We start from the raw sequence: 18752 nt of genomic DNA on the forward strand, positions 1-18752 counted from the left end.
ACGGTTGGTGATTTTGTGCCGGGGGCGGGACTCGAACCCGCACGGATTGCTCCATACGCCCCTCAAACGTACGTGTCTGCCAATTCCACCACCCCGGCCAGAATTAGATTCACTTTATCTGTTAGAGGGGTTTTCTTGTCAACGTTGGCCTTCAAAACCCCCCAAACCGCTAATCCTTCCGATACTCGAGTCGAATAATGATTTTTTTAGTCTCACCAGCGACGAGGTCGAATTTTGACTTCTTGAAACTCGGAGCCTTCAACGTTACCTTCTGATCATTTGAAAAACCAACTCCCTCTTTTGGAAATCCGAGGCCGGTACGGTCAACCTTTCTGTTGGCATTGACGTCGTGGAGGACGGAGACCGCATAGTCGTCCGGAGGGAGACCTTCGAAGTTGAAGGTTAAACTACCTTCTCCTTTTTCATAGGGGATCCACTCTGTTTCATAGGCATATTCGAGGTGGGTCGGATAACCTTTCACGCTCTCAAACAGGGCAACGCCAACCTCTCCTTTCTTATTTTTGATTCCTGTCACCTCCACTTCAAGGGTTGCCGAGTTATCACCAAAAACAGGAGAGGCCATAAGAAAAATGAGGATAACGCCTGATAAGAATAATCTCTCTCGTGTCATTGACACCCCCTTTTCTTATCTTTATTGACAGCGCGAAGTAATTTTTCAACAATTTTTTGGATGAGAGACATTATTGTGGTAGGCCAATCAAGATGCGTGCACTCGAATTTCCTCCATTTTGGGAATCACTCCTGAAAAGATACGTCAAGCAAACCTTCTATCCCGGAACCCGCCATGAAGGACATGCCGAGGGGGACCAGTTCACAGAGAAAGATTATCGCTTTTTTGCCAAGGGGATTGAGGCGCTGAATCTCTCGTTTACGCGGGAGCGCTCATCACTCCCCAAAAATTATTTTAATCAGAAGGAGTATCGTTCCGGATACCTTCTCTACTTCTTGCCGGTCAATGCGCTGAAGGTGGCGACACTCTTGTTGCAAAGTATAAATGGAGGGGTCGAATTCATTACCTCCGAACATGACCCCTCATCCCCCTACACCATTCTTGACATCGGTTCCGGTCCCGGCACCGGGATGCTCGGAACCTTTCTATGGTTAGAAAATCTCCTCAAAGAGAGGGGGAAAATTCCACCTCTTCGCTGGATGCTCATCGATCAAAACCGGCATGCACTTCAGGATGCCCGGTCTCTTCACGATGAGATCGTGGCCCATCTGCGGAAACAGGGGTTGTCGATTCAATCAGAACTCCAAACAATCGTGGCTGACCTTGAGTCAGGCTATTTGCCCAGGATCCCGGCTGCCGACCTGATGTTAGCCCTTAATGTTTTTAGCGAACTTCCACGAGGAAAGAGGGTGACTCTCGTCGATCGCCTCCTTTACAAGAATCCAGGTGCCGTCCTCTTTCTCATGGAACCGGCACTCCAGCGGACAACCCGGGAGCTTATGGAACTCCATGACGTTATTCTGAAGGCAAAAATTGGCACCGTCCTGGCCCCCTGCCTCCATCAGACTGATTGCCCGATGCTCAAGGCAAACAGGCGTGATTGGTGCCATACCTACCTGGAATGGAAGAGACCTTTTTATATTGAGAGGTTCGATCGTTTGGTCGGAATCCGGAAGGATTATTTGAAATGCTCGTATCTTCTGTTGGGTGGAGGAAAGGGCTCCTTGCTATATGCTTCCACCTATTCAAAGGAGACGTGGCGTGTTGTCTCCGGACATCTCAACTCAAATGGAAAATCAGAGATTCTCTTGTGTGGTCCCGGTGGCCTGCCGGATCTTCTAAGAACGACGCGATTGGATCGGGACTGCTCGAAGGTTAACCGGGTTTTTGATGAGGTACAGAGGGGGGATCTGGTTGTCATGTCCAAAACAGACCGGATTAAATCCGAAACAAAATTAGGATTTAAACCGTAGCCGATCCACCAGTCTCCTCATATCACGCGGCAGATCCGATTCAAATTCCATCTCCTGCCCCGTCAGCGGATGCCAGAATCCCAGAAAAGAGGCATGAAGCGCCTGTCTTTGGAGGCCCCCGCCATGGCCGTATATCTTGTCTCCCATCACCGGATGTCCGATCGATGCCATGTGAACCCGGATCTGATGGGTACGACCGGTGTTGAGAGTGATCTCCAACAAGGAGGCAACGGCGTATCGTTCCTTTAATCTCCAATAAGTCACGGCCCTCTTACCTGAAGCGATAGTCGATGGCTTGACCTTTCTCCCTCCGGGAAGGATCTGATTTTTTTGCAAGAAGCCTTCAATCTTGCCCCGTTCACCTTCGACAGCCCCCTCAACAATCGCCAGGTATCTTCTTTTAATGACATGTCTCTTGAATTGGTCGGTGAGCTTGTTGGCCTCCCTTTTTTTCGTGAAGACCATGAGACCGGAGGTATCGCGATCCAGACGGTGAACAGGGCCGACATAATGTCTCTTCAGGTGCGGGTATTTGCGCTTCAAGTAGGCGTTGATAATTTCGAGTATCGTTGGTTCTGTCGCTTGGGGTGATTCCTCGCAAGGGACCCCGGCATCTTTCTCCACCACCAGCAGATCCGAATCTTCATAAACGACCTTGAGGAAATATTTATCCGCCGTTGGATGTCGCAAGCCGGTCTCTTTGCGTATTTCAATGAGGGCTCCCTGCTTGACCTGCCACGAGGCGATAACCACCTTCCGGTTGTTGAGGTAGATTTGGCCTTGATCAAGCAACCCCTTGACCTTTTTTCTGGAGAGACTGGTTTTTTCCTGAAGAAAGCGATCGAGTCGTGAACCTTCTTCTCTCCGCCCCACCTTGAAACAATTCATTTACAAGCTCCTTTAACGATGCTACAGGCCGTCCCCTATGGCTAAAATTTATCTCGGTGGCCTCGAGGCCGAAACACCCCCAACCTGGCAAGACCAAGGGATGATCACCTTCACCATCCCGTCCCCTGATAAGAATGTCAAACCGAACATCATCATGACCAAAGAGACCCTACCCCAGGCGATCGGGTTAAAGGAGTATTTCCAGAAGATCAAGGAATCGATCGTCAAGCGGGGCATTCGGGATTTTAAGATCTCCGACGAACGAGAAATCATCGTCGGAGGGGCTCGGGCGATGCAGATGGTCTGTACGTGGGATGTCTCGGCGATGCGCCAGATGCTCGGCACAGGTGGTGGACCGGTTCCTGAAATCAAGCCGGGTCAGATGGTGAAGCAGGTTCAGGTGACTATTCTGAAGGACACCACAGCGGTGAATCTGACAGGGAGTTTTCCTGCGGAACAGTTTGATATTTACTATCGTCCCTTTCAGAACTTTCTGAAGTCAATTAAACTGGGTTAGTTGTTAGCGATATCCCTTTTCCATTCCATAGTGACAAATTGCAAAGTCGTATTTGACCGGGTCTTGAGGGTCAAGTTCCCTTAAAAAGGATGTCACCTCTTGGGCCATTTTTCCATTGGCTGTTTTGAGTCGGCTTAAATGGTATTTTCTGGCAAATTGATAGAGATGGGTATCGAGTGGAACGATCAGTTTTGAGGGAGGAATCTCCCTCCAGAGACCCAGGTCAATTCCATCATCGGGTCGCACCATCCATCGGAGAAACATATGGAGCCTCTTGCAGGCAGAGCCGCGACTTGGCAGCGGAAAAAAATACTGAAACCCCTTTGAATTCTTTTTCTGAGGACTCAAGGAAGAGAGCGTCTGACAAAATGTCTCCAGGGTGGACAAAAGATTCGGGTCTTTGGGACGATACCCTTTGAGAAAGAGCCTTTTGAGTGAACCCTCCTTGTGAAAAATGACTCTTAGAAGAATGAGCAAAGAATGGAGGTCCGATTCACGAACCCAACGGTGTTGGGGAAGTTTCATCGCCAGGATTTCGGAATCCTGAGCGGTACGAATAAAACGGGCCGGTTGAGGTCCGAGGGGAGAGAGAATTTTTTCGAGACTGTTTTGAATCGCCCCTACATTGCCAAAGGCGAGCAGGGAGGAGAGAAAGGCAACGATCTCTTGATCTTCTGAATCCGAGTATCGGTGAACAAAGGAGATGGGATCTTCCGTCAGGAGACGACCATCATATTGGGCATATATTTTTTCAAGAAATCTTCTGGCCTCTTGGTGATCTTTTTTGAGGGGTGACAACGGTCACCTTTACAAGTCAGTTCATTAATCTCTATTCATAAGACCTGACAGTACTAAGGAGAATATGCTTCATTTTTCTTTTCCAATGTATAGCGGGATATGAACTCCTTAGTATATTGGTAAGGGAAGAGTGGATGTCAAGCCCTGGCGGAGAGGACCTCTTCCGTCGGCTCATCGGTCAAACCGATCGCTGCGGTCAAATGTTGGACAACCTTTAGATCCTTGGGATGGACGACTCGGAAGTCTTGCGCGGTCCGAGACCACTTTTTGAGGATTCGATCGGCAAGGGGGGAGCCTGTCAGCTGGAAATGTCTTTGAATCAGCGCCCTCGCTATAGTCTCCCACTCCTGCGAGAACGGCCCGATCGTTACCAGTTCCTGATTAAGATGGAGCTCCAGCTGTCTCTCTTCATCAAAAATGAAGGCGATGCCACCACTCATCCCGGCACCAAAATTTCTTCCAACAGGTCCCAGGACGATAACCACTCCTCCCGTCATGTATTCACATCCATGGTCCCCAATTCCCTCCACTACCGCCTTCGCCCCGCTATTACGGACACAGAATCGTTCGCCAACTCTTCCTGCCGCAAACAAGGAGCCGCCGGTTGCCCCATAAAGGAGCGTGTTTCCCGCAATGACATTCGCATGAGGAGTGAACTTTGTCTTCTCATCGGAACGTATCGCAATTTCGCCGCCGGTCATTCCCTTTCCAACATAATCGTTGGCGTCGCCCTGCAGAATCCAGCGCATTCCCGGCACCAAAAAGGCGCCAAAGCTCTGTCCCGCATGCCCCTGAAAGAGGCATTCCAGCTCAATCCCAGAGGGAAGACCTTTGTCTCCATAACGTCGTGCGATCTCACCGGCTACGCATGCCCCAATGGAGCGGTGGATATTACGGATCGGATAGGAAAGTTTCATTGAGTGTTTCCCTTGAATAGCATCATCGGCATCGCCCAGAACCCTCAAACTGAGTGAATCGACCGGTGGATCGTTTCTTTGCAGAAGCCTGTGTTGGGGAAATTTTTGTCCTGCCTCCATCTCTCGGAGGATCGGGGCCAGGTCGAGGTAGAGCGCCTTGGGGTGATCAGAAAGGTTCTTCGGTTTAAGCAGATCAACCCGTCCAACGATCTCTTCAAGCGATCGGAACCCGAGTTGTCCCAGGATCTCACGGACTTCTCCCGCCACGCCATAGAAAAACCGGATGATCCGCTCCGGGGTTCCAGAATACTTTGCCCTCAAAGTGGGATCGTGTGTCGTGATGCCGACAGGACAGGTATTCAGATGGCACTGTCTCGCCATAACGCATCCCTCGGCAATCAGTGGGGCGGTGCCAAAGCCGTATTCTTCCGCCCCGAGGAGGGCGGCGATGACAACATCCCGGCCGCTCTTCATCCCCCCATCGACCCGAATGAGAACACGACTCCGAAGACCATTCATGACAAGTGTCTGTTGCGTCTCGGCAAGACCTAGTTCCCAGGCGCTCCCGGCATTTTTGATTGATGACATCGGAGAGGCCCCCGTTCCTCCCTCATGGCCTGAAATCAGGATCGTATCGGCATGTGCCTTGACGACCCCTGAGGCAATGGTTCCGACGCCAAATTCGGAAACCAGCTTGACCGAGACCCTGGCGGCCGGATTCACCTGTTTCAGGTCGTAAATGAGCTGTTTTAAATCCTCGATCGAATAGATGTCATGATGCGGTGGGGGAGAGATCAATGTGACACCCGGTTGGGCATGGCGGACACGGGCGATCTCCGATGTTACCTTATGTCCGGGAAGCTGTCCCCCCTCACCCGGCTTCGAACCCTGCGCCATCTTTATTTCCAGCTCATCGGCCCTGACGAGATATTCCGTCGTGACCCCAAAACGGCCCGAGGCGACCTGCTTGATCCGGCTATTTTTGGAATCTCCATTTGGTAATGGTCTGTAACGGACTGGATCTTCCCCTCCCTCACCACTCCCACTCTTGGCCCCCATTCGGTTCATTGCGATCGCGAGCGTCTCATGCGCCTCCTGGGAGAGGGCGCCGAAAGAGATTGAGGCGGTATTGAGACGTTTCAGGATTGATTCAACCGGTTCCACCTCTTCGAAGGGGATTGGTTTTGTTTTTTTGAATTCCAGAAGATCCCGTAGACAGGTGGGCGGCCTCTGATTGACCAAAGACTCATATTTTTTGTAATCGTCGTACTCCCCGCTTTTTGTGTAGGCATGGACCGCCTTCACCACATCAGGATTGAAGGCATGGAACTCCTCCCCGCGCCGAAACCGATAATACCCTCCCAACGGGAGACGGTTTTCTCCTTCAAGAAATGCCTCTCGGTGCCACTGCAAGACATCATGAACAACTTCATAGAGACCAATGCCTCCAACGCGACAAGGGGTTCCCGTAAAATAGCGGTTGATCGTGGAACGCCTAAGTCCGATCGCCTCAAAAATCTGGGCCGATTGGTACGAAGAATAGGTTGAGATCCCCATCTTGGACATGATCTTCAGAAGCCCGTGGTTTGCTGCATTCCGATAACGAATAAAAGCGGTCTGGGGGTCGCTCTGGATATATTTTTTTTCAATCTGATCCTGAATCGTTTCGTAAACGAGGTAGGGATAAAAGGCGGCGGCCCCGTAACCGGCCAGACAGGCAAAGTGGTGGATGTCAAAGGCATCCCCCGTCTCCGCAATAATCGAACATTTCATTCGGAGTCCCTCACGCATCAAGTGGTGATGAACAGCCGCAACCGCGACGAGCATCGGGATCGGTGCCCGCTTCGAGTCAATCTCCTCATCGGAAAGGATGATGATGCCACAACCGTCCATGACTGCTTTACAAGCCGCTTCACCAAGGATCAGAAGGGTGTCCTCAATCCCATCGGCTCCATCGGCGGCATCAAAGGTTGCCGGGAGGGTGATCGTTTTCAGTTCGGGATAGTGAAAATTACGAATCTCCTCGAATTCCTCCGGGAGGAGAATGGGAGAGGCCAACATCAAGCGTCGGGCATGCTCCGGTGATTCCTGAAAATAGTTGAGTCGGGGTCCCACACAAGCCTTGAGTGACATCACCATCTCTTCACGGATCGGGTCGATCGGCGGGTTTGTAACCTGGGCAAAGAGCTGTTTGAAGTATTGATAGAGTCGTCGTGGTTTTCTGGAGAGGACGGCCAGAGGGGTATCATCCCCCATCGAGAAGACCGGATCTTTTCCCTCGACCGCCATGGTTCGGATGACCAGCTGGATCTCCTCTTCCGTGAGTCCAAACGCCCTTTGGCGGGCCGGCAGAGTTTCCCGGTAATAAGGGACATCCAGTTTTTTGGGGTAGGAGGCGAGTATCTTTCGATTTTGTTCCACCCATTGACGATAGGGTCGCCGGGCGGCCAACATTGATTTGATCTCGTCATTTTCCAGGAGGCGTCCTGATTCGGTATCGACGGCAATCATCATCCCGGGGCCAAGACGTCCCTTTCTCAAGATGTGGGATTCATCCACTTCAACGATCCCTACTTCCGAGCCCATGATCATGAGGTCATCATCGGTTACAATATAACGTGCCGGCCGGAGGCCATTCCGATCCAAAATCGCTCCAACGATCTTGCCATCTGAAAAGGCAATGGCTGCTGGGCCATCCCACGGTTCGGTAATCAAGTTATGAAATTCGTAAAATCCCTTAAGATCAGGGGAGACCTGTGGATCTTTTTCCCAAGCCTCCGGCATCAGCATTGCCAGTGTATGGAGAATTTCGCGCCCTGAGGCGAGTGAGACCTCAATAGCGTTGTCGAACGAAAAGGAGTCACTCCCCTCCGGCATGATAACCGGTTTTAAAAAAGAGTTCCTCTTGGCCCACGGTAGTTCGAGGAGATCCGGTTCACGGGCCCTCATCCAGTTTCGGTTCCCGGCAATTGTGTTAATTTCGCCGTTGTGGGCGATCGTGCGGAACGGCTGGGCCAGACGCCAGCTTGGTTGGGTGTTGGTTGAAAATCGCTGGTGATAGATGACGAGTGATGTTTCATAATCAGGATTTTTAAGGTCCAGGTAGTATTCCGGGAGTTGCGAAGCGAGCATGAACCCTTTGTAGACAATCGTTCGTGAGGAGAATGAGGCGATATGGAGATCGAAGAAGGAATGTTCCATCGCCATCGCTTCAACTTCTTTCCGTACGATGAACAGGAGACGTTCAAACTCTTTTTTTGGGGTCTTCCCCTTACGGGCAACGAGAAACTGCTCAATGACCGGCCTTGTTTCAAACGCCTTTTCTCCCAACGCCTCGTCTCGAACCGGCACCTTTCTCCATCCGAGCAGTTCCAGGCCGTACCTTGACGCCGTCTCTTCAAAAAAGTGCCGGCACTTCTGACGGGAAAAGTCATTTTGTGGGAAGAAGACCATTGCTACGGCCAGGTCTCCTGATTCGGGAATCCTTCGACCGGAGGAGAGGATTTCCGCATGAAAGATTTTGTGGGGGACCTGTGTCAGAAGGCCGGCCCCGTCCCCAGTTTTTCCGTCGGCTGAAACGGCACCACGATGGGTCAGATTGATGACCGCCTCAATCCCTTTCTCCAGGATGGAGTGGCTCTTGTAGCCGAGGATGTTCGCAACAAAGCCGGTGCCACACGAGTCATGTTCCGGTGTCAAAAGGAGCGAACTCTCCAACATTAGGGGGAAGTCTATCGGGGCACCGTGGCCAGGGCAATCAGAATTTAGGAGATGGGACTGTTGAAAAATGCCATCTGCTGCGTTCCCCTCGTCGCCGGCTCCTCGGGGTGCCTTGCAGCTGGGCATTTTTGAACAGTCCCCAAAAGCCATTGGGTTCTTTCTAACCCATTTGTCGATTGGCAGATCGGAAAAACTCTTCTTATATTGTCCACTTAAAAAAAACCGGGTTTGGCATTTCAGTTGCAATCCTCGTCAGTTGGAGTGAAACAGAAGAAAATCAAGAAGGGGGACAATATGTTTTATCTCAAAAAGATCGCTACGGGGCTCATGGCGATCGCTTTTGTATGGGCCTTGAACGGTATAACGGGATTTGGGGGGTGTGGCACCGCCGGGAGTACTCGTGCGGCTAGTGGTGAAACCGGCGGAACCGGGGGAAGTGGTGTGACCGCCTTGGAGATTGCCGATCAGATGGCGCTTGTTACCGCCTCGGAGAGTGGGACGAGTTCAAGCCTCTCCGCCCTCGTAAAACTGGCTGTCCCGGCCTCCGGTGACTACCTGACCGATCAACCTGAGATTTGGGTCTATGATGAATCGATGCAGGCCCTCGATCTCATTAACGAGATTCTTTGCTCGGTAGAGCAGACCGCCTACGCCAGTAAATTGAATGCCGGGGACTACATTGCGTTGATCGATGTTACGGCCTGTGAGGGACGTCGGCAGGATCGCTCCTCGGAGGGTTCCAACCAGTCTTCCTCTGAGTCGAGGGAGTTTGAGACCTGGGTTGTCAACTCATCTCGCGTAGATGATTCAAGTCCTCAGGTCGTTACCTTCTGGCTCCAGGTCGCGCCGGGTGCCCAGGATCCGTTCGATGAGATTCGGGCCAAACTCACAATTACAGCGGCCAAGAGTGACAGCAACCCGTACGGAGAGTTTTCGATGAATTTTATCGGCTATACTGAAGGGACACAGACGATGACGGGCAGTCTCTCCTCCTCTACAACGAGCAGTGGCCTTGTTGAGTTTCAGATGATTCTTGAGGCCGGATCGGCGCTGCAGGAGCAGACCCATGCGATCATCACGGCTGACGGGTTATCCGGTCAGGCCTATGTGAGCCGGAGTGGAAATTTTGGAATGGATAGTTACAACGAGACCGCCAACGTTGCGTTTGATGAGGGCCACTATCTGGCCGATTTCGAGGAGCGCACGAAGTGCCTCGACCGCCAGAACTTCCGCAAAAATGTCTGGGAGTATAACCTCTATAATGCAGCCGGTGACCGGCTCGAGAGGAACTCCGGTATGAGCATCAAGGTGGGAGACAACGATCACAACTATGGATGGGCCGACTACTATGGTGTTTGGATCCCGGAGCACCTGGGAACCATTGCGGCGGGTGATCAGGTCACCAATGAGGACGGAACTGCGACCTACACCGTCTTTCAGGGTGGGGGCCATTTGATTCGCAGGACCCGGCAGGATTTGACCCTGGGGGATTTTCTGGGTGACACCTTCTACATGTGGGATCAGAACGCTTCCCAGACGTTCCTCGTCCGTTGGGATGGGACGAATATTGTGAAATTCGGTATCGATCAGTGCAACCAGAACGGTTGTTCACAGACGACGATTCCCGAGGAGAATGTGACCTTAGAGCCGAACGGGTTCATTGGACTCTGGAAGCAGGGGTTGGGCAATCTCGATATCGTGGTACCGGAGAGTGGACAGCTTTCGAACAGCCTCGCGGTCCCTCTCTATAAGGAGGAGTTTGTCACGCCGAGTGATTCTATCTTCGCCTCCGGGGATTTGACAATTAAATGCTATAGCATGTGTCCAAAGGCCCCTCTTACTGCTGCAGACTTTAACTCAGGCGATCTCTTTGAGACAGATATTACGGATAGCGAAACTGACCCCTACATCTATACCATTAGTGCGACTGACATGACCCTGAAGCGAAATGGGGAATCGGTCACCATTGCACTGGGAACGCCGATTGACCCTTCAAGCCCTAATTTTTGGGGCTTTAGGAGTGGTGCGATGGTAACAACGAGCACGACCGTTGATAACCCGTGGGATGTCTGGTCGAAGGAGACCCAGTACACCTACGAGGCCGGGCCGAACAACTGGAACTTCTACACCGCCCTTCTCGATTCTAACGGAGAGGCGGTTTCGTTTGAGGCACCGCTTAAATGTCTGTATCAGGATGCCGTTAATGGCACCTACTATCTTGATTACCATGGTGAGGGACGCCTCTTTGGGATTCCCTACGAGAAGGTGGAGAGTGATGACAGCGAGTTTGAGATGTGGGTTGCCCAGTTTATTATCGATGATGGGACAGAGCTCGATTGCGATGGGACTCCGTATTACACCAAGGCGATGGCGATTGAGCAGAGCATGGCCGAGGTTGATGCGAGTGCCTGCAGCGCCTTAAGCATTAGTGGGGTGGGTGCGCCCGAGAATCAGTTCACCGATCCCGAGGTTGGCACTATGCCTACTGTGACGGATGCCCCTGCGGTAATCGGAGGTATCGTACAGTAAAAGAAATCGGCAACCTATTTGCCCTCCCTCCCGATAGACCGCTTGTGACATCCAAAGCGGTCACGGGAGGGAAAAGGCAATGTCGATTGACTCTTTCGTAAGGGCGATTGGGAGCGGGGTAGCCGATCGCGACTCCAGAAAATCTGCAGAAATTCAAGAAGGTCTCAGGCAAAAGGGACTCAGGGAGGGTCTTCCCCCTGCCTTTGCCCGATCATTGGCCCGCTCTTTTTTTGACGATAGATCTCCAACCCAGATCGATTTTGATGAGTACAAAAAACTTGTTACCTATGATTCGGTGACATCACGTCGGGTTCTCAATGCCCTCTTTGAACAAAGGCCGGATCTTTTTGTGAGTGCTCCATTTCTACGGAGAAAGCTGACCGATGTTCTATCAGAGATCTTCTCTCTGAATCCCCAGGTGATTGCTGTCGGAGAAGAGCATTTGTCCGATACCCTGCCCCCGGAGATCAACCCAACCGCCCAGCGATTCGCTGAGGAGGTCCTACCCAGGATGGCGAGTGAGGGTTATAAGACATTTGTTACCGAGATGGTTTCCTATGATTGGCCGGATGAGGAGCGGGATCTTTTTATCAAGACGGGCAAAATCGATTCTGAAAATACACCCTACCTTGATGCCTGCTTCAGTCAGACGAGCGACCGCGCCCGTGCCAGTTTTGAGATTATGATGCAGGCGGCGAGACGTCTTGGTATTAAGATCGTTGGGGGAGGTATTCCGCTGAAGGAGATGTTGGCCAGCCATGTCGTCTTGGGGGCGATCGCTCAGGGGAAGATCATGGATCCTCCCTATCAGGAGAGTCTCGAGACAAACCTCAACAATGGAGTTATTACAAGCGTCAATGCCTATCTTCAGTCGGCGGTTCAGCGGGAGACCCGCAAAGGGACCAAGGTCGTTATTTATTCAGGTGCCCTTCACAGTGACACGGTCTCCGTGCGTGAAAGGGCCCCCTGGAGTCTGGGAGATGATTTTTCAGAGGTGATGACGGTGGCAGAACTTGAGCTCTTTGTTCCTGAAAATTCACAGACAGAGTACACCCGGCTTCTTTTGGAAACACTCCCCGATAAGCAAGCTCCCTTCGTTCGGCGCCTGCTCAACAGTTGGACCTTTGTCTTTTCTGAAACCCCACAAACAGTCCCCGCAAAGCCCTAGACTGCAGAGAACTCCTATTGTAGGGCTTTCTGCCCTCACCCTGTCCCTCTCCCGTTGACGGGAGAGGGGACATAAGACTAAAAGAAATCGCTTTGGGTGAGGGTGATCAAGGAGGCCTCATGGCAAAAATCTACTACGCAAACGATACCGATTCAAAATTGCTCAAAGGCAAGAAGATCATCATCTTCGGTTACGGCTCTCAGGGGCATGCCCATGCGTTGAACCTCAAAGAGAGTGGCATGGATGTCACCGTCTCCCTCCGGCCAGAGAGCAAGGGCATCCGCCGTGCGGAACAGGCTGGGCTCAAGGTGATGACCAATGCTGACGAGGCAGCAAAGATGGCCGACGTTGCGATGATCGTCATCCCGGATGAAGACCAGAAAAAGCTTTGGGATGATCATCTCCAAAAGAATTTAAAAAAGGGGGCTGCGCTCTTCTTTGCGCATGGTTTTAACATCCATTTTAAGCGGATTGTCCCTCGGCCGGACCTCGATTGTATCCTCATTGCCCCAAAGGGACCGGGGCATCTGGTTCGCTCCCAGTTTCAGGAAGGGGTTGGTGTCCCTTGCCTTATTGCGATTGGTCAGGATGCGACGGGCAAGGCGAAACAGATCGGTCTTGCGTATGCCGCCGGGATCGGCGGGGCTCGTGCCGGCGTTATTGAAACGACCTTTAAGGAAGAGACAGAGACCGACCTGTTTGGTGAACAATCGGTTCTTTGTGGAGGGGTGACGGAGCTTATGCAGGCCGGCTTTGATACGCTCGTGAAGGCCGGTTATCAGCCGGAGGTTGCCTACTTTGAATGTCTTCATGAGATGAAGCTCATTGTCGATCTGGTCTATAACGGTGGACTCGCCAATATGCGTTATTCCATCTCGAATACCGCCGAGTATGGCGACTACTCACGAGGGCCCCGCATCATCGGTGAGGGTACCCGCAAGGCGATGCAGGAGATCTTGAAAGAGATCCAGAGCGGGAAATTTGCCAAAGAATATATTGAAGAATGTGAGAAAGGAAACCCCACCCTTAAGAAGAGGCGTGAGGAGTGTGCCAAATCTCTCGTGGAAAAAGTGGGTGAGGAGCTCCGTGGTATGATGCCGTGGCTGCAGGGATCGGTTCAAAAGAAAGAGCAGAAGTAAGAGAATGACCATTGGTGCGGGTCCTGTCATGGGGATATTAGAAACGAGCTATGCCTCTCAGAAAACCGGCAGTTGCAGGAACCTTCTATCCGGCTCAAGTCCAAGAACTTGAGTCCGAACTGAAGCGCTGTCTCTCAACTCATCCGACGTCAAAAGAAAAAGTCATCGGTGTTGTCTCTCCCCATGCCGGCTACATTTATAGCGGTGTAGTAGCGGGGGCCGTTTTTAGCAAAATAGAGATCCCGGACAAATTGATCATCCTCTCTCCCAATCACACCGGCCTCGGTTCCCCCTTCTCGATCATGCCTGAGGGTGAGTGGGAGACGCCACTCGGCCGTGCCAAGATTGATCAGCCACTTGCCTCCCTTTTCATGAAAAACTGTCCCCTCTTGGAGATTGATCAGGAGGCGCATCGGCGAGAGCATTCGCTGGAGGTTCAGATCCCGTTTCTACAGCATCTCAAAAAAGCGTTCTCTTTTGTCCCGGTGACACTGGGACACATCCCCTTCGAGGATTGCGAGACGGTTGGACAGGGGCTCGCAGCGACGATCCGAAAATCGGGTGAGGAGATCCTTATTATTGCGAGCTCGGATATGAATCACTATGAAAGCCAGGGGATTGCCGAGAAAAAGGACCAGATCGCCATTCAACAAATCTTGAAGCTTGATCCCAAACGCCTCTTTGACAAGGTCCATCAAAGCTCGGTCTCGATGTGCGGGATTATCCCGACCACAGTGATGCTCATTGCGGCCAAGGAGCTAGGGGCTAAAAAAGCAGAGCTCATCAAACATGCGACGAGTGGAGATGTAACGGGGGACTACAATTCAGTCGTGGGGTACGCCAGCCTTATGATCTCTTAAGATTAAAGCTCCGCATAAGCATTTTGAATCAATTTTTCCGTCATCTCCCAGTCGATACATTTATCTGTGACGGAGACGCCGTAACGAAGCCCTGAAATATCTTTGAGGTCGGGTGGAATCGGCTGGTTTCCCTCAAAGAGATTGCTCTCCAGCATCATGCCGATAATGGACGAACCGTCCTTTTTGAATTGTCCAAGACAGTTTTCAAAGACAGCCGGTTGATTGCGGTGGTCTTTGTTAGAGTTGCCGTGACTGCAGTCGACCATGATCTTTTTACGAAGCCGTTCTTTTTCGAGTATTTTTTCGCAAGCGGCGATACTCTCCGGATCAAAATTGGGTCTCTTGCCGCCCCGCAGAACGATATGACTGTAGGAATTCCCCCTCGTCTTGAAGACCGCCGGTCGGCCCTCCGAATCGACGCCCAAAAAGTGATGTGGTGCAAGGGACGATTTCATCGCGTTCACGGCAACTTCAATATTGCCATCGGTTCCATTCTTGAATCCGATCGGCATCGAGAGACCGGAGGCCATCTCGCGATGGGTCTGTGATTCAATCGTTCGTGCGCCGATCGCTGACCAGGCGATCAGATCCGATAAGTACTGAGGGACCACGGGGTCCAACGCCTCTGATGCAACGGGAAGACCGATCTCGTTCAACTGTAAAAGAAGTTTTCTCCCCCTCTTGAGTCCCTCTTCAATATGAAAGGAGTCATTCATGAACGGATCGTTAATAAGCCCCTTCCAGCCGACCGTCGTCCGGGGTTTTTCAAAGTAGACCCGCATAACCAAAAAAATATTTTTTGAAACTTCGTCCGACAATTTTTTCAATTTGCCGGCATACTCCAGGGCTGCCTTCGGATCGTGAATAGAGCAGGGGCCCACAACAACAAAAAGACGGCGTTCCTTCCCATCGAGGATATTCCGAATGATTCCTCTTCCTTCCGAAACCGTTTTTTGCGCGGTTTTTGTCAACGGCAGTTGACGCTGAATCTCCACCGGGGTTGGAAGGAGGTACGAACTTTCAATATTGGTGTTGATGAGTTTTTTCTGATCATTCATGAGGTGCCTTGAAGGATATATGACGTGCCCAAACGTCATCAAGATGAAATTTCAAGAGTAAGCTTTTGTCTATTCTCCCCCTCAATCAACTATGATAGGATGGACTCCTGTGAGATCGCTCTCCCGTATCTCCCTTTTGCTCCTTCTGCTTCTCACGTCTCCGCTCAGTGCGCAGATGAATTCAGGCCCCCTCAACCAGTCCGGTGGACCTTCTTCTGGTCCAAACCAGATCAATAGTAACAACTTCAACGGATTGGGTGGTGTCGACTGGTCTACTGTTGCCCAGATCTCTCAGGAGGAAGGGAGGTATGTAAGACAGGTCTTTCTCGATCTTCGGACGATGAATGCGAGTGAGGCGGCTTCAGAGGGGGATTTTTATCTTGGATTTCCTACTTTAGATAGAAGGCACCAGTATCGGTATCTGACCAGAGGGCAGGATCAAGGCCTAAGACTCCGGTTTCACTCGGTGGGAGGGCAGAGCCGTCAGACATTTGATTGGCGGCTTCAAGGGCCTCCGGGGAGTGATTCATGTGTCTTGACCCGATGCGACCTCCCTTCGATCCCTATTGAGGATATGGAACCGGTAGAGATCCATACGGAGAGACCTGGCTGTGGGGCGACGGATGCGATCGGGGTTGAAGAGGCCACGATATCCTACGTCTTGAACAATGGGAGTATCCGGAGGACAACTCTGAACAACCTTTGGATCCCCTGTGTTGAGTTTCCTTCCTCGGCATCAGGGGGCGAAAGGATCAAAAAGCTCAAGGTGATTCTTAATAATGGGAGTACCGAGAGGAGCTCTCTTGGACAAAGGATTAAGGGGAAGATAGAGCTTGGAAATGGGGTCTTTATCCCGCTGGCGACCCAGACATCATCGGGGACCCTCCTCGGAAGTCTCACGTATGAGTTCCTCGAGAGTTATCAGGCCTACCGGGATTGGTTGGCTGCCAGGCCGGACTCTTCCTTTTGGGTAAGGGCAGAGCTCGGTTGTCGGGCCAATTATCAGTGGTCCTCAAGGGGCGTAGAACGGTGTGCCGAAGATATCCCTCGTTTCCGACCAAACCGTGAGGGGCTTCCAAGCCTTTGGTTTGAGATCTATTGTGAGAACTCTTACGATTCGACCTGTCGATATTATCCCCCTCCCCGGTCCGATAGCATTGAGGTGGAGGACCTTAAAATTCAAGTCAGCATCGATTATTCCGGTTGGTACGGCTGGAATAATAATGAAGAGATCGATCCGGTTTATATTGATGAGGTCGAGATGCAATTTGAGAAGGAGAATGGGGAGAGGTTTACGCTTTCGTACAACGCCGGGTACCAGCTCCCTTGTTCTAATGTCTCTCACTGTACGATCGAGGCGGAGCCGGAGAGGGTCTACCAAGGAGGTGAGATCCAACTCTCCTGGAGGATCTCGGGAAGACCGACCTCCGTTAATGACACAATAAGATACGCAAACTGTTTCACAGGCGTTAATAATCCTCTTAATCTCGATGTTGATCTCCCGATGCAGGGAGAGGCAGAATGTCCCGTGGTTAGCGGTTTTCCGTTCTGGATTGATACGCGTTGGAGTTGCCCTGATATTGCTGCCAATTCACGGCGTGTGGGTGTTTTCTACAGAAATACCGATTACACCTACCGATGTGAGGCCCCCATTGAATATCGTGGTCCTGTGGAGATTGTAGATAGTGCCGGCTGTCCCTATACGCTGCATGGCTACGATGAACAGTACGGGACCTCTCTTTCGACCGTCACGATGAACAACTACATCAGTAAATTTGGGATCGGCCTGGACCGTTGGAGGAATCTCACCCCCGATTACCTCTTTTATCAGAACAGAAACCCGTTCAAGAGGCTCTTGACCGCGATCCACTTTCTAAAGAACAGGCGTTGGGAGAACTACAATCAGGAGTTGTTTGAAGGAGAGAGGATTCGGGATGATTCGTTTTATGAGCTGGCCGGGCGACCGATTGATTCCTTGAGACCGATGTCATCGTGTGAATCAATATGGGCCGGCTGGACTTCGACCGGTTGGGGGGATGAGGATGTAACCCTTTCAAAAAGACTTATTTTTGAGTCACATCCGTTTGTAAGGGCCGAGGTTATTGTTCATGAAGGGTGGCATGCCTATCGTGACGGGGCCTCTCATTATGACTGCAACGGAGGAGACGATAATTGTGACTATTCGTGGGATTCCAATGGGGCCTATCGGGCCGGGGTTATCTTCGACTCATGGATCTACGGGGAATGTGCAAACTGCTCCCCTTTAATCCGGGAGATGGCCCAAGATCAGGGAAACGTAAGCCTGGATTGGCAATTCTATATCGACCCGGGGTTCCGATTATGACGCAAAAGAGGCTTATCTTTTTGTTGATCCTCCTCCTTCTGGGAGGTGGCGTCCTGCTCCTGTGGAGAATGGAGAAGGGGACAGGAGTTTTGACCCTCCGGAAGGCGTTACAGGAGGGGCACAACAGGCTGCCTCTCGGTGGAAAGAAAGGTGATCATCCAGAAGGGGCTACCTCAATAATAGAAGAGGGGACAACTGGGCAATGGGGGCAGGGAAAAGAGGATCCCGTCACCTCGATTATTTCGGAACTCCCAAAGGAGCTACGGGACGGCTTAAGGCTGATCGATTCAGAGGATTGGGATGAGACCAGACAGACGGAGTGGCAACATCGACTTCAAGTCCTTCGCATGAAGGCAAATCAACTCGTTCCTAAGATTGCCGAGGCACTTCGTGCAATCCCGATCGAAAGGAGTTATCCGAGGTACCAGCTCACATTTCTGTTGGGTGAGATCGGTTCCGACTTGGCCCTCCCTGCCTTGAAAGAGGTGATTGAAGAGCCGATTCCGGACGAGCTGATGAAAGGTCCGGAACAGGAAGGCCCGCCGCCGGGAGGGGAGTACCTTATCGTCAAGACACAGGCGATCAATGCGATGATGATGATCGGTCTTGAATCAGAGGGCAAAAGAGAGGAGATCAAAGGGGATCTCTTCTCTGCATTAGGCTCCCCTTACCGATCGGTTCGTCGGGCAGCGGTGATGGCATCAAAACAACTTTTTCCGGAAGATCGGTCCTTAAAAGAGGAACTGACCTCCCGCCTTCCAGAAAGTGAGAGATATTTTTACGACCTGAAACTGGTCCAGACCGGTCTTTCCCTCTCTTCTCCTGGGAATAAATAAGCCAACGGATCGTTTCTTGACACCTCCCCTCCCC

General features: G+C 51.6%; 13 protein-coding genes and 1 tRNA gene. 8 read left to right on the forward strand and 6 right to left on the reverse strand.

Going from position 1 to position 18752, the window contains the following annotated elements:
• Nucleotides 1-16: 16 nt before the first annotated feature.
• Both HYT77_02025 and HYT77_02030 read right to left on the reverse strand, forming a co-directional pair.
• A tRNA-Leu gene (locus HYT77_02025) sits at nucleotides 17-98 on the reverse strand.
• Between the two features lie 71 nt (nucleotides 99-169).
• Nucleotides 170-631, reverse strand: a complete 462-nt coding sequence (locus HYT77_02030; GenBank protein ID MBI2066779.1) for a DUF2141 domain-containing protein — start codon at nucleotides 629-631, stop codon at nucleotides 170-172.
• 92 nt (nucleotides 632-723) lie between these two features.
• Between HYT77_02030 and HYT77_02035 the strand changes: the two genes are divergently transcribed.
• The gene (locus tag HYT77_02035) at nucleotides 724-1944 is read left to right on the forward strand and encodes a hypothetical protein (GenBank protein MBI2066780.1); all 1221 of its coding nucleotides are present in this window, start codon (nucleotides 724-726) and stop codon (nucleotides 1942-1944) included.
• Here the strand turns inward: HYT77_02035 and HYT77_02040 are convergent.
• Nucleotides 1927-2832, reverse strand: coding sequence for an RluA family pseudouridine synthase (locus HYT77_02040; protein ID MBI2066781.1), 906 nt, complete (start codon nucleotides 2830-2832; stop codon nucleotides 1927-1929). The genes HYT77_02035 and HYT77_02040 overlap by 18 nt on opposite strands.
• A 37-nt stretch (nucleotides 2833-2869) precedes the next feature.
• On the opposite strand from HYT77_02040, the gene HYT77_02045 reads away from it, so the two are divergent.
• Nucleotides 2870-3349: a DcrB-related protein gene (locus tag HYT77_02045; GenBank protein MBI2066782.1), complete on the forward strand. Its 480-nt coding sequence runs from the start codon at nucleotides 2870-2872 to the stop codon at nucleotides 3347-3349.
• Between the two features lie 3 nt (nucleotides 3350-3352).
• Here the strand turns inward: HYT77_02045 and HYT77_02050 are convergent, their stop codons facing one another.
• Nucleotides 3353-4147 (reverse strand): TIGR02757 family protein, encoded by a 795-nt coding sequence (locus HYT77_02050; GenBank protein ID MBI2066783.1) that lies wholly within the window; start codon nucleotides 4145-4147, stop codon nucleotides 3353-3355.
• 137 nt (nucleotides 4148-4284) lie between these two features.
• A complete protein-coding gene (gene gltB / locus HYT77_02055) occupies nucleotides 4285-8784 on the reverse strand; it encodes a glutamate synthase large subunit (GenBank protein ID MBI2066784.1) in 4500 nt (1499 codons plus the stop codon).
• Between the two features lie 261 nt (nucleotides 8785-9045).
• Here gltB and HYT77_02060 point away from each other — a divergent pair, with 261 nt between their 5' ends.
• The 4 genes from HYT77_02060 (at nucleotide 9046) to amrB (ending at nucleotide 14480) form a co-directional block, all read left to right on the forward strand.
• Nucleotides 9046-11313, forward strand: a complete 2268-nt coding sequence (locus tag HYT77_02060; GenBank protein MBI2066785.1) for a hypothetical protein — start codon at nucleotides 9046-9048, stop codon at nucleotides 11311-11313.
• A 79-nt stretch (nucleotides 11314-11392) separates the two neighbouring features.
• Nucleotides 11393-12481 (forward strand): hypothetical protein, encoded by a 1089-nt coding sequence (locus HYT77_02065; GenBank protein ID MBI2066786.1) that lies wholly within the window; start codon nucleotides 11393-11395, stop codon nucleotides 12479-12481.
• Between the two features lie 119 nt (nucleotides 12482-12600).
• On the forward strand, nucleotides 12601-13620 hold the full coding sequence (gene ilvC, locus HYT77_02070; protein MBI2066787.1) for a ketol-acid reductoisomerase: 1020 nt from the start codon (nucleotides 12601-12603) through the stop codon (nucleotides 13618-13620).
• Between the two features lie 50 nt (nucleotides 13621-13670).
• The gene (gene amrB / locus HYT77_02075; protein ID MBI2066788.1) at nucleotides 13671-14480 is read left to right on the forward strand and encodes an AmmeMemoRadiSam system protein B; all 810 of its coding nucleotides are present in this window, start codon (nucleotides 13671-13673) and stop codon (nucleotides 14478-14480) included.
• A 2-nt stretch (nucleotides 14481-14482) separates the two neighbouring features.
• Here amrB and HYT77_02080 read toward each other — a convergent pair whose 3' ends face one another.
• Nucleotides 14483-15538: a 3-deoxy-7-phosphoheptulonate synthase gene (locus tag HYT77_02080; GenBank protein ID MBI2066789.1), complete on the reverse strand. Its 1056-nt coding sequence runs from the start codon at nucleotides 15536-15538 to the stop codon at nucleotides 14483-14485.
• Between the two features lie 109 nt (nucleotides 15539-15647).
• Here HYT77_02080 and HYT77_02085 point away from each other — a divergent pair, with 109 nt between their 5' ends.
• Nucleotides 15648-17882 (forward strand): hypothetical protein, encoded by a 2235-nt coding sequence (locus tag HYT77_02085; protein ID MBI2066790.1) that lies wholly within the window; start codon nucleotides 15648-15650, stop codon nucleotides 17880-17882.
• Nucleotides 17879-18718, forward strand: coding sequence for a hypothetical protein (locus HYT77_02090; GenBank protein ID MBI2066791.1), 840 nt, complete (start codon nucleotides 17879-17881; stop codon nucleotides 18716-18718). Before HYT77_02085 ends, HYT77_02090 begins: the two co-directional genes overlap by 4 nt.
• The last annotated feature ends 34 nt before the right edge of the window (nucleotides 18719-18752 follow it).

It is taken from the genome of Deltaproteobacteria bacterium (assembly GCA_016180855.1).
GTDB lineage: Bacteria > UBA10199 > UBA10199 > JACPAL01 > JACPAL01 > JACPAL01.